Genomic DNA, 14078 nt, shown 5'->3' with positions numbered 1-14078 from the left:
GCCTCATCGCGGGCAAGCCCGCTCGTACAGGGTTGCCGCTGGCCTGTAGGAGCGGGTTTGCCGCGATCAGGCCAGCACTGGCGACCCAAAACACCAAGCCCAGTCATTCAACTAGCCAATCACTATCGCCCTCGACCAGCATCCCATCGTGGTCCGTCCGATCGCCTTCGCGTGCGACCTCTCGGCCCTCGATCAGATAACTCGCCGAACCACCGGTGATCACCGCACCACAACTGATCCGGTCGCCCACTCGGGCAACGGCCTTGCCATTGAAGGTGTAGTCGGCGCTGCCTGTTTCCACTACGCCAATGCCATGTATCGGGCAATCATGGCGGTGACCTACCAGGACGACGGGATTCATGGATGTTCTCCTTGGGCGGGGGCGGTGCGGGATTCAAGATCCATTTCCGGTGGCCATTGAACTTTGGGGGCTAAACGATGAAATGGGTTGCGCAGATCATCACTGTTCCAGTCCGTAGGCGCGTGGGTAAATGCTGGGAGGGCGTCCGGGCCTTCCTGCATAAAAATTCTCGCAAGTGCCCAGAATTGTTTGCCCTGTTCAATATTACCGGCGAAAAAAACGCGGTCGATCACTTCGTTGGTGCCAGGTTTGCGGACTGAGATCATGACTTTTTCAACTCGCCCACCGTATCCCATTGGGGCAGTAACACTATAGACTTCGGCGGTAAGCTGTTCCCAGTCGTAGGCAACAGGTTTAACGCCCCAGTTTTTCCGACCAAAGGGGTGCAGTCGATCATGTCTGTATTGATAGAAATAAACCCTCTGGCGGCGCCTGTTGAATCGAATAGGCTCGTTGCGTGGGTATGTAAGGTCCATGCGTATGTACGCAAATGTGATGAAGAAACAAATTGCATAAGTGGCTGCAATTGTGAGTAGTCCGCTAACGTCTGCTCTGGTGGGGGAGGTGAAATCGTCGTAGATGAAGTAAATGAGAATAATTAACCACGCGAGCATGAGTGAGCCGCCTACAATAGGGTTGTAGCCTCTGAATTTGAATAGCGATCTCGGAAGCTCAATGTATATTGAGTCAACATGGCTTGGTGGTGCCAGAAATTCTTCTGTCACTGGGCGAAAATCTGAAGGGGTGGCTGGGGCGGGTAAGTCATATTTCCAGCCGAAAGCTCTTCTGGGCAAAATCATTTGTTAACTTCCTGTAGTTCAATTTCGACCTATGCACTTGGGATGTTGCGCTCTGGCCAATAGGTCAAACCTCATCGCGGGCAAGCGCGCTCGTAAAGGTTTGTCGCCGGCCTTTAGGGGCGGGCTTGCCCGCGATGAGGCCAGTAATGGCGACCCCCATCGTGGATCGTCTGATCTCCTTCGCATGCGACCGCTGTGCCCTTGATCAGATAACCCGCCGAACCATCGGTGATTACCTCACCACTACTGATCCGGCCGCCCACTCGGGCAACGGCCTTGCCATTGAAGGCGTAGTCGGCGCTACCTGTTTTCACTACGCCAATGCGATGTTTTGGACAGTCATGGCGGTGATCTACCAGGACGACGGGATTCATGGATGTTCTCCTTGGGCGGGGGCGGTGCGGGATTCCAGGTCCATTTCGGGGGGCCATTGGACTTTGGGGGCTAGGCGGTCGAACGGGTTGGAAAAGTCTTTTGTGTTCCAGTCAACGGAGCTATGCACGAACGCTGGAATAGCTTGGATACCGTCCTGCATGAAAAGCTTTGCAAGCTCCCAGTACTGCTTCCCTTGTTCGAGATCACAGGAAAAAAATACCCGGTCGATTACCTCATCAGTTTCCGGGTTGCGAACTGATAACAGGATGTTTTCAATAAGTCCGCCGGCCCCCATGGGTCTGTAGATACGATAGACCTCTGCCGTAAGATCATCCCAGTTGTAGGCGACAGGCTTAACTCCCCAATTTCTTCTGCCTAAAGGGAGAAGTCGATCGAATCGGTATTGGTAGAAGTAGACCTTTCGACGAGCCCTGTTGAAGCGAATAGGTTCGTTGCACGGTGTTTCTATTTCCATTCTTATGTATGGGATCATGGCCCAATAACAAAACAAGTGTGTGGAAATGCCGATTCCAATAGTGTCCAATCTAATTTCTGATGGTGAGATCAATAATTCCAGTATCGGCGGAAGTGTCACGAATAAGCTCAGTAGCGTTATTATGATTCCTGTTACAATCCAATAGCCTCTGATTCTTATCGTCCTTCTGGTGAGCTCCATGTAGATACTATTCACATGGTTGGGTGGTATGTCCAGTTGAGCGGTGATGCCATCCGTTTTGGCTGGAGTGTTTGGGCCGGGTAAGTTGTAAATCCTACCCCGTGGGCGATAGACGTCTGGCATTAGATATAATCCTGGATTGTGATCTCGGCGTAACCGTCCGGGCTGTCGTAACTGCTGCAGGGTAAACACATTACGACCGCGTTATTGGACGACTACCTGCACTTCAAGGTCAGCGGCAGAGGGGGCAATGTGGTCTCGACTATAGAGGTCAGCAGCGTGGCGGGAGCTGTGCCGGTACTCGCGCAACGGCCTTGCCATTGAAGGTGTAGTCGGCGCTGTCTGTTTTCACTACGCAAATGCCATGTTTTGGGCTGTTATGGCGGTGATCTACCAGGACGACGGGATTCATGGTTGTTCTCCTTGGCCGGGGGCGGTGCGGGATTCAAGATCCATTTCGGGGGGCCATTGGACTTTTGGGGCTAGGCGTTCGAACGGGTTGGAAGAGTCTTTTGTATTCCAGTCAACGGAGCTATGCACGAACGCTGGAATAGCTTCGATACCCTCCTGCATGAAAAGCTTCGCAAGCTCCCAGTACTGCTTCCCTTGTTCGAGATCACAGGAAAAAAATACCCGGTCGATTACCTCATCAGTTTCCGGGTTGCGAACTGATAACAGGATGTTTTCAATAAGTCCGCCGCCCCCCATGGGTCTGTAGATACGATAGACCTCTGCTGTAAGATCATCCCAGTTGTGAGCGATAGGTTTAACTCCCCAATTTCTTTTGCCTAAAGGGTTAAGTCGATCGAATCGGTACTGGTAGAAGTAGACCTTTCGACGAGCCCTGTTGAAGCGAATAGGTTCGTTGCACGGTGTTTCTATTTCCATTCTTATGTATGGGATCATGATCCAATAACCAAAAAGGTATGTGGAAATGCTGATTGCAATTATGTCCAATCTAAGTTCTGATGGTGAGATCAATGCTTCCAGTATCGGTGCTACTATCAAGAAGAAGCTCAGTAGCGTCATTATGACTCCTGTTACAATCCAGTAGCCTCTGATTCTTATCGTCCTTCTGGTGAGCTCCATGTAGATACTATTGACATGGTTGGGTGGTATGTCCAGTTGAGCTGTGATGTCATCCGTTTTGGCTGGGGTGTTGGGGCCGGGTAAATTGTAAATCCTGCCTCGTGGGCGATAGACGTCTATCATTAGATATAATCCTGAATAGTGATCTCGGCGTAACTGTTCGGGCTGTGGCGATCTGGCCAGTAACTGACGAAAAGACTGGCGGCCTGGATGTTGTGTTGGGCGATCTCTGGAATGAGCTCAAGATACCCTTTGAGTTCAAGAGTGTGCGTCAGGTGAGTGGTAGGGTTTTTTATCGGGCGTTCGTTTTTATTGATAATTAAACTTTCTGGTCGGTAGTCAGTGAAATTATGTCGCTTTGAAGGAGCTATCGCATATTGTTTTGAGGTCCGTGTTGGCAAAGGGGGAGTGAAAAAGCTTTCCTCGGCTATAACTTCCCCTCCATTATAATTGGGAGAGCGGCCGTCTCCGTGTCGATGAAGTACGATAACCCACTGATAGCTCGACGTTTTCTCGGTGAACGCTGGGAGCGAGAGGTGAAACTCTATCCACTGCTTTTTTTTCGAGCCCGCTGGACCACCGACTTTAGATGTTATGGTAGAGCTCTTGAATGTGAGCGAGCTTGAGATGTTTAGCGTAGCGGCATTCAGTTCTGCGAAAGCAATATCAGCAAGTTCTGGAGTTTTCCAATGAATCTTTGGGGTCTCTTCCGCTTTGCCGAAGTAGCAGCGCATCATCCAGCGCTCGATGGTGTTTGATTCTGCGGATGCTGCATATTTGATTAAGCTGTATGTGATAATGCTAAATGCAATAGCAGCTCCGAGAGGGCCGTAAAGCAGCGGGTTGAATACTGCTGCGATTGAGGCTGCGGTTCCTAGCAGCGCTGAGAAGGCTGCGGCCTTATAATTAGTATTTGCCCAGGTGTCACCAGCCTGCTTGGACCGATAAACCGCGAGAATTGCTTGAACACCATCGAACACCCCAGAAGTAGCACTGACTAACGCTCCGATTCTGAATATTGATTGGCCCAGTGGCACGCTAGTTTGCCCTGATTTGCTCAGTATCAACCCTAGCGCCTCAATACCTCCACCGAGCACTCCAACACTTGAGCCATAAAACGCGGTCATGGCTTCAGCAGACTTCGCCCCAGTTTCCTCTTCCACTTTTTTCAGGTTCTTGCCCAGGCTGTCACTCAGCAAATACAACCCGCCCAGCGTGAGCAGCAACTCCCCACTTCCCGCCACCCCCTTCAGCCCAGAAAAACTGCGTCGCACCATCTGCGACGCCTGCAGCGCGCTGATCCGTATCCCCTCGAGCATTTTCCGCGCACCGGGCTCCAGCGTGCCCGCTGCAACCCTTATGTCTACCAGGCTCATCTGCGCCGCGTGACTGAGCTGGTTCACATTCTGGCTGACCTCCTGGAGCAGCTGCTCTCGCAGCATCTCAGCCTTGCCCTCGACCCAGACGCTGACGTCGATCAGCGTATGCGCCACCTTGGGATCGAGGACCGCTAGGCTCAACAAACCGCTCTGGATAATCGGTTGTACCTTGCGGGCGTTCATCTGGGCGCCGGCTTTCAGTTCTTCGAGGCTAGGCATCATCCGGTCTCGCGCTTTGGCCAGCGTGGCGCTTGCCTTGTTTTGCAATTCCCGAAGGTGCGCATTCTGCAGGGCGTAGTACTCGCCCAGTTTCATCTTTACCTGCAGCTCGACCAGGTGTACGCCGTTATAGAGGTACTGACTGGCGCTGTTCAGATGTCGCACGGCTTGCTGGATACCTGGGCCGAGCAGGGCCTGCAGGCGTTGACTGGCTGCATTCAACGCGCCTTGAGTTTGCGCCACCGCCTGATTGAGCTGATGACGCAGGTGAAGACGACCCTCTTCGCTGGTGATCATCTTGCTCAACGCCGCGTAGAGCTTTTCGCTGTCGTTCCAGTTGATGGGGGCGCTGGCGGAAAAACTGGGCAGCAGTGCCGCCAGTAGAAATTCATTGCGTAGCAATACGGCGCGGTAGGGTGGGCTGTTTGGGTCCTGCAGCCATTTGAGCCACAGCGCTTCGCTGGTGCCGGAGGACGGCTGGCCATGCGCTGCGCTGGTTGCAGCCGCCTCGGTGACGCCGCCAGCCAGGCAACCGGCCATGGTCTTGCTGTAGGCCACGCCTGACTCACGATCATGGCCGTCATAGTCGTATTGCTCGATCAGCGTGAACATCTGGCTTTGGCAGCGTTCGGCATAGGCGTTGGCGTTCTGGTCGATATAGGCCTGGAACTGGCGTTCCTGCCGATCGTATTCGTCCTGGAAGGCGGCACGCTGGGGCTCGTGGTAGCGCTCCTCAAGGCGTTTATCGCTTTGTTGCTCCTGCACCGCGACGAGCCGTTGCCTCTCCACCTCGGGCGCAGCAAAGGCCGGTGCCCCATCACCTGTAGTCGGGGCTCCGAACGGCGCGACTTGCTGCGCCGCCCACTGTCTGTGCGTAGCCCGAATGATCTGCAGAATTTGCGATGTCTGGAATTGGTAGGCGCGCAGCGGGTCCTCGCGCCATGCCTGGCGTTTGACGAGCCAGCTCAGGCGCTGATGGTTGTACTCCTGCACCAGCCCGACCGTGTCATCCAGCACCACGGCTAGCACGCCCTGTTCCAGTTGGTGCCTGTTCATGGCATTGACCACGAAGCCACGCAGGGCGGTTCGGCGCAACAGCCGGCTGTGAAAGCCATGTGCACTGTCGAAGGGTGCGCAAAGCTGCTGGGCGTATTCAAAGACCTGCTTGTCTACCTGCAGGTTGTCCGGGGTCATCGCCAAGCCCAGCAGTTGCGGGTGCTCACGCGCCTGAGCCAGGTCCAGGCCCTCGAAACGCTGCGCAGGTGCATGGCCGCGCTTGTACGCATCCAGCACGCTGCGCGGCCAGGCGTCACTGGAGAAGGCGAGCCAGGCCGAGCCGTAGGCTTCGCTGTCGAGGGTGAGAAAAGACGAGGGGATATCGTGGTTTTCGTTCAGGCACCGGGCGGGCAGCGAAGGCGGCGGGCCGGGCGGTGGCTCGTAGGGGTTGAAGCGGCGCAGGTGGCCTTGGTCGGTGACCTCGTAGGCCTGCCAGATGCGCTGGTCGAGCAGCACGTACAGGTAACCGGAGCGCAAGGTGCGCAGCCCCATTCGGGTTTCGACATGGGGCTCACCGGCCACGGTGCCGGCGTAGCCCGGGCGCGTGTCGGGCACCAGGGCGCGGCGCAGTGGCAGGATCGGCAGGCCTTGCCGCTCACAGGCCCTGCACGGGTCGACCGAGACTGCGGCTTCGGCGAGGGCGGTGGCGACGCGTTGGCTGATGCTCATGGGCGAACCTCTGAAGGGCCAAGGGAGGCGATCATTTGCCGCCAGTGCGCATCGTCGTGGCGGGCGAGCAGTGGCGCGAGGGGACGTTGCTGTTGCACAGCGGCGTCGATGATCTGGCGCACGTAGGGCGCGGCGTGCAGGCGAGGGTGCAGGTACAGGTGGTACAGGGCGAAAACCAGGATGTCATCGGTTGCGCTCAAGCCCAGCCTGCGAGCGTCATCTATGTGGTTGGAGGCTTTTACCGCAGCGAACGCCGGTAGCGGCCTTGGCTTCGGATCAGCAGGGCCTGATGGCAGGGCTCGCCAGGCCGCGAGGAGCATTTCGATCAACGCTACGTCGTCCTGAATGCGCAAGGCGGACGCAGGCAAGCCGCTGCGAGGACGGGCTTCACCGCTGAAACCCGCCAGCTGCGCGCCGCTGCTCACGAACAGCCAGTGCTTGATCGGCCACCAAGGCCCGCGCTCCACGTGTTCGAAGCTCGCAGCCAGCAGTTCGAGGCGCACGGGTTCGTAGAGGGGGTAGAAACGGGGCTCGCTTGCGGAACCGGGAAGCCGGCACAGCGCCGCCAGGTGCGCAGCGATTACCGGTGCCGGTGCTTCGCTCAGCAACCAGCCACACACGTGGCGCTTTCGGCGCTGGTTATCACGTTGTGCTGCATGGGCAGTCATCTTCAGCAGTGGCGGGCTCGGTTTCGCGCCGGGTGATGACAGGCAGGCCAGCACGGGGTGCAGCTGCGGGGCATGGGGCAAGTCGGCTCGAACCACCCGACTCATCGCACCTTCCCCCAACGCTTTGTTCAAGTGTGAAAGCACGGATTGGTCGCTGTTCTCGGGTATTGCCAACGGGTCGATCAGTACATGGCAGTACAGCTCTGGGGTGTGGTAGTCGGCGATGAGTTGGAGCAAGGCTTCGGTGCTCATCGGCGTCGTTCCTCGCACTGGCTGCCGGTAACGGCGGCGAGGTCCAGTGCCAGGGCGTTTCCAGCGCCTTTTGCCCCGGCTTTGGTCGGCCCAAGCAGGGTGAGTGACAGGCCATTGAGGGTGATGCCTTCGGCGTCCAGCACGATGCTGCCCCCCGGGCTTCTGAACTCGATACGTTCGCTGGCGCGGAGCTGGTAGACGGTCGTTTGCTGATCCACGCCATCGCCGACGCTGATCTTCTGGCCGCCTTTGACGAGTAGTGCGCTTTGACCACCGATGGTGACAGAGTGATTGACCCCCGTGGATTCGCAGCGGTCATTGCCGACGTGCTCGATCAGGTCGTGGCCAACCTTCACCTTGCACGTTCGCCCCGTCCGTTCGGTGCGGTCCTGGCCTATGTCCTGGCAAAGATTGTTGCCGACACTCAGCTGTTCATCATTGCCCACTTGCTCTACACGGTTGCGCCCGATGCAGGTCGACTCATCGTTGCCGACTTCTATGTTCTGGTCCCGTTGCGCATGGATATACAGTTCCTCGCGCCCCAGCTCATCCTCGAAGCGCAGCTCATTGAAGCCTGTGCCCTTGTGAGTCTGGCTCTTGATGGTCATGCGCGTCTTGTGCTGTGGCAAGTCGTAAGGGGGCAGCTGATTACCGCAGTAGGTGCGCCCGGTGATCATCGGTTGGTCCGGGTCGGCGTTGACGTAGTGGATGATCACGTCCTGGCCAATGCGCGGGATGGCCATCGAGCCCCAGCTCCCACCGGCCCAACCTTGCGAAACACGCACCCAGCAGGAACTGAATTCGTTGTTCTTGCTTTCCCGGTCCCAGGGGAAGCTGACCTTGACCCGGCCCCACTCATCGCAATAGATCTCTTCGCCGGCCGGACCGACCACGGTGGCCATGTGTGGGCCATCGATGCGCGGTTTGGGCAGCGGCTGTGGGCGCCACTCGAAGCGGCCGGGTACCAGCACTGCAGTCTGCTGGTAACGGGTACCCTGCTCGGCACCAGCGGCTTCGTCCTCCAGGCTGGAGTACTGGATGCCTTCGTGAGCCACGCTTTTCACGCGCCAGTGCACGTTGAGGTCGTCACGCTCGTGGTTGACGAGGTTGAAACTCAGGCCGGGTTGCAAGCGCTCGTCATCGCCTTCGACCTCGGCAACGCGTGCGTCATGGCGCAAACCGGTGATGCGGGTTTCGGTGAAGGGTTTGCCCACCGCGTCGCGCTTGTAGCGGCCGGGGTAATCGAAGCGTTCGTACGCCTTGGACTGGTGCTCGAGGTGAGCACCGGTGGCGCGATGCTCCTGGCGGTACTCGGGGTTGGTGAAGGTATGGTCGCGTTGCACCTGGCGTGCTGTGCGTACTTGTTCGCTGTAGTGGAAACGACGCAGGCAGGGTTCGGCCTGATAGCCGCCGCTGTTTGGGTTGTACAGCACGGTGTAGCCAGCTGCGGTTTCATCGCGCTCGACGGGGGCCAGCGCTCTATCCTTGATCACGCTGATCGTGCCCAGCGAAAGCACCCGGTCAGTGATGACCAGTTCGTGCCGTTCAGCGGTGTGCTTGAAGCGATAGACGAACCCTGCCTCGCCTGCCAGGCGGGCGAAGAAGTCGAGGTCGGTTTCGCCAGCCTGAACACAAAACTCGCGGGGTGGGTCGTCGTTTCTGATAATGAACTGGGACCGGGTAATGCCTTGGCGTTCGAGCATCAGCTCAAGAATCTGTCGTGTGGTTTTGTGCTGGAAGATGCGCCAGTTCGAGCGCAGGCTGGCCCGGGCCAGTTGCGGTTCGACCAGCGCTTTGTAGCGCGTACGATGAAAGCCGGTCTCCCCTTGAGTGAAGCTGCTGACCAGGCCGTGCACATAACGCACCGGGCGCTCGTCACGCCAGATCGTGAACAGCACAGGTTTGTCGAGCAGGTGACCGAAGTCGACAGCGTGCTCAAAACTGACCAGTTCCAGCGTCAGTGTGAACGGCTGGCTCAGTTCCTCTTTGAGGGTGAACGACACCACATCGAATTCGCCATCGCCCACGAGCGGCTCAAAGGTGTAACGCAGATCGGATTGGCTAGACACGGTTCCTCCTGGAAGCACTTTTCCAGCTACTGCTGCAAAATGAGGTCGAGCGATTCGAGTACTTCTGCGGTGAGCAGGCCCAGGCGGTAGCTGTAATAGCTGTACGCAGCTACCATGGCCAAAGCCGATATCACCAATGGACTCCACCAAGGCAGCCAATCGCGTGGCTTTTTGTACGGGCGCATGACGACATTGGTGTAAGGGTCGCAAACGTCTTCAGGCACGGGCCCGCGAAGTTGGCGGATGATGCCGTGAAGTTCCGTTATCAGTGCGTCCAGCAGTTCATCACCTTTGGGCTCTAGGGCGTATTTGCCTTTCAGGCCAAAGCACAGGCACAAGTAGAGAAATTCCAGAACATCCTGGAAACGCTCAGGCTCTTGCATCATGCGCGAAAGCACCGCGAATATTTTTTCGCCACCCTGAGTGTCCTGATGAAAATCGCTGAGCAATGTTCGGCCACTCCAGACGGAGTTGCTGCCCCACGGTGTGGCCATGACGATTTCGTCGAGGTGCAGGCACAAGGCATAGGAGTAGGCCTGCATCTGGATAGCGTCGTAGCCGCGCTGGCCCACCTCTTCGAGAATGGCGCAAATCTGCGTGTGCACCTGCTGGCGTAGCGCCGCGATATGGGGGAGTGCGTCCAGGGTGCGAAGGCGCATGGCCAGGCCGAACAGCGGCATGGCTGCATCGACCATCAGGTTGCTGTGGCCGCCCCTCAGCTGGAATTGCGGGTCGGCTGGATAGCCGCAAACGTTGATTTCAGGGCCCGCTGAAGAGCCTTGAGCCGATGAGGGGGGATCGCCCCACACCGCCTGTTTGAGCAGCAGATTTGCTCGGCGCTCGGTTACGTCGTAAGGAGGAGTGTTCGAATCGTCCGTTTCAGTGCAACGCCTCGTTTTATCTGGCATTGGTAATCCTCGCGCACTGTTAGTGTCCATGTTTTAGCTGTGGACCTAACACTAACGGGGAACTGAATCTTAGTGCAGATTTTAGCGTCCTAAAATGATGTAGGAATTGTCGCCAATATATGTTTGTAATTGTTGCAGTGAAAATAAACGGCAACAATTAATCAACAGGAAGTACCCGTTGGCAACAGGGCCAATTCAGTCAGGTTTGCGCAACGTCTTCTGCTTCAGAATATACAGGCTGACCAGCACCGCACTGGTCAGCATGAATGCCCGCGCCCAAAACAGGGGTACCAGGAAGCACGACAGGCCGATGCTCGCCCACATCAGGCCGATGGCGTATACCTTGCCCTTCAAGGGGATACCTTCACCGCTCAGGTAGTCACGGATCCACGGCCCCAGGGTGGGGTGGTTGACCAGCCAGTGATGAAAGCGTGGCGAGCTGCGGGCGAAGCAGGCCGCCGCCAGCAGCAGAAAAGGGGTGGTGGGCAACACCGGCAGGAAGATCCCCAGCACCCCCAGCGCAACGCTGAGCCAGCCGATGGCCAGCAGCAGGTAGCGCACAGCCGACTCAGTGGTGGCGGGGCTTGAGCAGCGCAGGCTTCTCGTCAGGCGCGTGCAGCAGCAGGAACAACGCGCTCAGCGCCTCTGGGATCTGCACGATCATGTCGTCCTGCAGGTTGGCGTTGCTGGCGATGTCGGCGAACTCCGGCTGCTCGTCGAACAGGCCCGAACCGACCATGATCGGCAGCAGCATCTCGCTGACTTCTTCTTCGGCGTTCTCGAACCAGGCCTCTTCACGCAGGAAAACGCCTTCCATGAAGCCGATGCACCAGCCGCGCAGGTCGGAGTCGTCCGGCTCGTCGGTCAGGTCCAGGTCGCACGGCAGGTCGAATTCTTCGTCGCTGGCCAGCTGACGGGCGATGTGGCCCTTCAGTGCCACCAAGGTAGCTTCGATCTCGGTGCGCTGGGCATCGCTGGCGTAATGAGGCTCTTCGGCGAACAGTGCGTCGATCCATTCACGCTCGGGGACGTCTTCCGAGCAGATCGACAGCGCGGTCAGGTAGCCGTGGGCGGCGACGTAGTCCAGCGCTTCTTCGTGCAGCTCGTCGGCGTCGAGGAAGGCTTGCAGGCGGGTCAGTTGCTCGGCGAAGGACATTACAGGGCTACCTTGGGGAATAAACGATAGTGAATTCTAGCACCTTGCGGCGATGGCGGGGCAAAGGGAACGTCTGTCACCGGGCATCCTGTACAGGCTGGCACTGGGGTATACTTCGCGGTTTTTCACCCAGGGGCGGGTTTCCCCGGCTTCTGGCAAAAGCCGCTTACGCATTTGGCGTGTGCGGAGCGGGTTTTTCGTCCAGCCTGTGTCCAGGATGGTACGGCGATTTGTGGAGTTGCACATGCTCGAACAGGCTCAGCGCGTTCTCAAGGATATCTTCGGCTACGACAGTTTCCGTGGGCGCCAGGCAGCAATCATCGAATGCGTGGCCAATGGTGGCGATGCCCTGGTGCTGATGCCCACCGGCGGCGGCAAGTCGCTGTGTTTCCAGGTGCCGGGGTTATTGCGCCCGGGTTTGACCGTAGTGGTGTCGCCGCTGATCGCGCTGATGGACGATCAGGTCGCCACGCTCGATGAACTCGGGGTCGCGGCGGCGGCCCTGAACTCCACCCTCAGTGCCGAGCAGCAGCGTGATCTGGCCGGGCGGCTGCGCCGCGGTGAAGTGAAGATGCTGTACCTGGCGCCTGAGCGCCTGGTGCAGCCGCGGATGCTGGATTTCCTGCGCGGCCTGGACGTTTCCCTGTTCGCCATCGACGAGGCCCACTGCGTTTCGCAATGGGGCCACGACTTCCGCCCCGAGTACCTGCAACTGGGCCAGCTGGCCGAGCTTTTCCCGCATGTGCCACGCATCGCCCTTACCGCCACCGCCGACATGCGCACCCGTGAGGAAATCGTCCAGCGCCTGCACCTGCAGGGCGCCGAGCGGTTCCTGTCGAGCTTCGACCGGCCCAATATCTTCTACCGCATCGTGCCCAAGGAGTCGCCGCGCAAGCAGTTGATGGCCTTCCTCGGCGAGCGCCGCGGCAATGCCGGCATCGTCTACTGCCTGTCACGCAAGAAGGTCGATGAGACCGCCGCCTACCTGTGCGCCCAAGGCTTCCCGGCGCTGCCGTACCACGCCGGCCTGGCTGCTGAAACCCGTTCGGCCAACCAGCATCGCTTCCTCAACGAGGAAGGGCTGATCATGGTCGCCACCATTGCGTTCGGCATGGGCATCGACAAGCCCAACGTGCGCTTCGTCGCCCACCTCGACCTGCCCAAGTCGCTCGAGGCTTACTACCAGGAGACGGGGCGTGCCGGCCGGGATGGCCTGCCGTCCGATGCCTGGATGGCCTACGGCCTGCAGGACATGGTGATGCTCAAGCAGATGCTGCAGAACTCCGACGGGGACGAGCGCCACAAGCGCGTCGAGCAACACAAGCTCGATGCCATGTTGGCGCTGTGCGAGGAAACCCGTTGTCGCCGCCAGGCGTTGCTGGCCTATTTCGATGAAGTCCTCGAACAGCCGTGCGGGCATTGCGACAACTGCGTCGACCAGGTCCAGACCTGGGACGCCACTGAGCCTGCGCGCCAGGCGCTGTCGGCGGTGTTCCGTACCGGCCAGCGGTATGGTGTCGGCCACCTGATCGATGTGCTGCTTGGCAAGGATACCGAAAAGGTACGCAATTTCGGCCACGAGAAACTGTCGGTGTTCGGTGTTGGCAAGGCGATGGCCGAGGTCGAATGGCGCTCGCTGTTCCGCCAGTTGGTGGCGCGCGGCCTGGTCGACATCGACCTGGAAGGCTACGGTGGCCTGCGCCTGTCCGACAGCTGCCGGCCGCTGCTGCGCGGCGAAGTGACCTTGCAGTTGCGTCGCGACCTCAAGCCCCAGACCGTGGCGAAAACGTCCTCGGGCGGCGGCAGCCCGGCCAGCCAGTTGGTGCGCGCCGAGGAGCGCGAACTGTGGGACGCGCTGCGCACGTTGCGCCGCAAGCTGGCCGAAGAGCACAGCGTGCCGCCTTATGTCATCTTCCCGGACTCCACGCTGCTGGAGATGCTGCGTAGCCAGCCTACCAGCCTCAGCGACATGGCCCAGGTCAGCGGCGTGGGTGCGCGCAAGCTGGAGCGCTACGGGCAGGCCTTCCTCGAAGTGCTCAATGACGCCGGTGGCACCACGGAGGCGCCCAAGGTGGTACTCGATCTGCGCCACGAACTGGTCAGCCTGGCCCGTGCCGGCATGACCCCGGCGCAGATCGCCGGCCAGCTCAATTGCAGCGAAAAGAACGTCTACGGCTTGCTGGCCGAAGCCATCGGCCGTCAGGAGCTGAGCCTGGACCAGGCGCTGGACTTGCCAGAAGACTTGCTGATGGAGGTGCAGGATGCCTTCCTCGATGGCGAAGGCGAGCTGCCGCCGGTCTCGGCCATTGCCCCGCTGTTCGGCGCGCGCCTGCCCGAAGGTGTGCTGTACTGCGTGCGTGCTGCGCTGGCGGCTGAGTTCGAGCTCTGATGATGGAAGACA

Annotated in this window: 13 protein-coding genes; 1 reads left to right on the top strand and 12 read right to left on the bottom strand. The window is 58.7% G+C overall.

Annotation, left to right across the window (positions count from 1 at the left end):
• Positions 1 to 103 precede the first annotated feature (103 nt).
• The 12 genes from JNA92_RS10925 to JNA92_RS10870 all read right to left on the bottom strand — a co-directional run bounded on the left by JNA92_RS10925 (position 104) and on the right by JNA92_RS10870 (position 11677).
• Positions 104 to 361, bottom strand: a complete 258-nt coding sequence (locus JNA92_RS10925) for a PAAR domain-containing protein (RefSeq protein ID WP_241804674.1) — start codon at positions 359 to 361, stop codon at positions 104 to 106.
• Positions 358 to 1161: a DUF6708 domain-containing protein gene (locus tag JNA92_RS10920; RefSeq protein ID WP_241804673.1), complete on the bottom strand. Its 804-nt coding sequence runs from the start codon at positions 1159 to 1161 to the stop codon at positions 358 to 360. The genes JNA92_RS10925 and JNA92_RS10920 overlap by 4 nt, the downstream gene beginning before the upstream one ends.
• Positions 1162 to 1274: 113 nt before the next feature.
• Entirely contained in the window at positions 1275 to 1535 is a 261-nt protein-coding gene (locus tag JNA92_RS10915) for a PAAR domain-containing protein (protein ID WP_241804672.1), read from the bottom strand.
• Positions 1532 to 2335 carry a DUF6708 domain-containing protein gene (locus tag JNA92_RS10910; protein ID WP_241804671.1) on the bottom strand — a complete coding sequence of 268 codons (804 nt, stop codon included), beginning with the start codon at positions 2333 to 2335 and terminating at the stop codon, positions 1532 to 1534. Before JNA92_RS10910 ends, JNA92_RS10915 begins: the two co-directional genes overlap by 4 nt.
• A 148-nt stretch (positions 2336 to 2483) precedes the next feature.
• Entirely contained in the window at positions 2484 to 2624 is a 141-nt protein-coding gene (locus JNA92_RS10905) for a hypothetical protein (protein ID WP_241804670.1), read from the bottom strand.
• Positions 2621 to 3424, bottom strand: coding sequence for a DUF6708 domain-containing protein (locus tag JNA92_RS10900; protein ID WP_241804669.1), 804 nt, complete (start codon positions 3422 to 3424; stop codon positions 2621 to 2623). Before JNA92_RS10900 ends, JNA92_RS10905 begins: the two co-directional genes overlap by 4 nt.
• Complete coding sequence (locus JNA92_RS10895) at positions 3424 to 6624, bottom strand: T6SS effector BTH_I2691 family protein (protein ID WP_241804668.1); 3201 nt, start codon at positions 6622 to 6624, stop codon at positions 3424 to 3426. Before JNA92_RS10895 ends, JNA92_RS10900 begins: the two co-directional genes overlap by 1 nt.
• Entirely contained in the window at positions 6621 to 7544 is a 924-nt protein-coding gene (locus tag JNA92_RS10890) for a hypothetical protein (protein ID WP_241804667.1), read from the bottom strand. Before JNA92_RS10890 ends, JNA92_RS10895 begins: the two co-directional genes overlap by 4 nt.
• Complete coding sequence (locus tag JNA92_RS10885) at positions 7541 to 9613, bottom strand: type VI secretion system Vgr family protein (RefSeq protein WP_241804666.1); 2073 nt, start codon at positions 9611 to 9613, stop codon at positions 7541 to 7543. The genes JNA92_RS10890 and JNA92_RS10885 overlap by 4 nt, the downstream gene beginning before the upstream one ends.
• A gap of 26 nt (positions 9614 to 9639) precedes the next feature.
• A complete protein-coding gene (icmH, locus tag JNA92_RS10880) occupies positions 9640 to 10521 on the bottom strand; it encodes a type IVB secretion system protein IcmH/DotU (protein ID WP_241804665.1) in 882 nt (293 codons plus the stop codon).
• Positions 10522 to 10716: 195 nt separating this feature from the next.
• A complete protein-coding gene (locus tag JNA92_RS10875) occupies positions 10717 to 11082 on the bottom strand; it encodes a YbaN family protein (protein ID WP_241804664.1) in 366 nt (121 codons plus the stop codon).
• Between the two features lie 7 nt (positions 11083 to 11089).
• Positions 11090 to 11677, bottom strand: coding sequence for a YecA family protein (locus tag JNA92_RS10870; protein ID WP_012315632.1), 588 nt, complete (start codon positions 11675 to 11677; stop codon positions 11090 to 11092).
• A gap of 244 nt (positions 11678 to 11921) precedes the next feature.
• On the opposite strand from JNA92_RS10870, the gene recQ reads away from it, so the two are divergent.
• The gene (gene recQ, locus JNA92_RS10865) at positions 11922 to 14066 is read left to right on the top strand and encodes a DNA helicase RecQ (protein ID WP_241804663.1); all 2145 of its coding nucleotides are present in this window, start codon (positions 11922 to 11924) and stop codon (positions 14064 to 14066) included.
• The last annotated feature ends 12 nt before the right edge of the window (positions 14067 to 14078 follow it).

Origin of the sequence: Pseudomonas putida (genome assembly GCF_022627325.1) — a bacterium.
Classification (GTDB): Bacteria; Pseudomonadota; Gammaproteobacteria; order Pseudomonadales; family Pseudomonadaceae; genus Aquipseudomonas; species Aquipseudomonas putida_X.
The sequence above is the reverse complement of the archived record's forward strand: the minus strand, read 5'-3'. Positions and strand labels throughout refer to the sequence as shown.

Bases quoted from the DNA above. Each gene is read 5' to 3' on its own strand.
- JNA92_RS10925 (WP_241804674.1), bottom strand. From the start codon at position 361: ATGAATCCCGTCGTCCTGGTAGGTCACCGCCATGATTGCCCGATACAT.
- JNA92_RS10920 (WP_241804673.1), bottom strand. From the start codon at position 1,161: ATGATTTTGCCCAGAAGAGCTTTCGGCTGGAAATATGACTTACCCGCC.
- JNA92_RS10915 (WP_241804672.1), bottom strand. From the start codon at position 1,535: ATGAATCCCGTCGTCCTGGTAGATCACCGCCATGACTGTCCAAAACAT.
- JNA92_RS10910 (WP_241804671.1), bottom strand. From the start codon at position 2,335: ATGCCAGACGTCTATCGCCCACGGGGTAGGATTTACAACTTACCCGGC.
- JNA92_RS10905 (WP_241804670.1), bottom strand. From the start codon at position 2,624: ATGAATCCCGTCGTCCTGGTAGATCACCGCCATAACAGCCCAAAACAT.
- JNA92_RS10900 (WP_241804669.1), bottom strand. From the start codon at position 3,424: ATGATAGACGTCTATCGCCCACGAGGCAGGATTTACAATTTACCCGGC.
- JNA92_RS10895 (WP_241804668.1), bottom strand. From the start codon at position 6,624: ATGAGCATCAGCCAACGCGTCGCCACCGCCCTCGCCGAAGCCGCAGTC.
- JNA92_RS10890 (WP_241804667.1), bottom strand. From the start codon at position 7,544: ATGAGCACCGAAGCCTTGCTCCAACTCATCGCCGACTACCACACCCCA.
- icmH (WP_241804665.1), bottom strand. From the start codon at position 10,521: ATGCCAGATAAAACGAGGCGTTGCACTGAAACGGACGATTCGAACACT.
- JNA92_RS10870 (WP_012315632.1), bottom strand. From the start codon at position 11,677: ATGTCCTTCGCCGAGCAACTGACCCGCCTGCAAGCCTTCCTCGACGCC.
- recQ (WP_241804663.1), top strand. From the start codon at position 11,922: ATGCTCGAACAGGCTCAGCGCGTTCTCAAGGATATCTTCGGCTACGAC.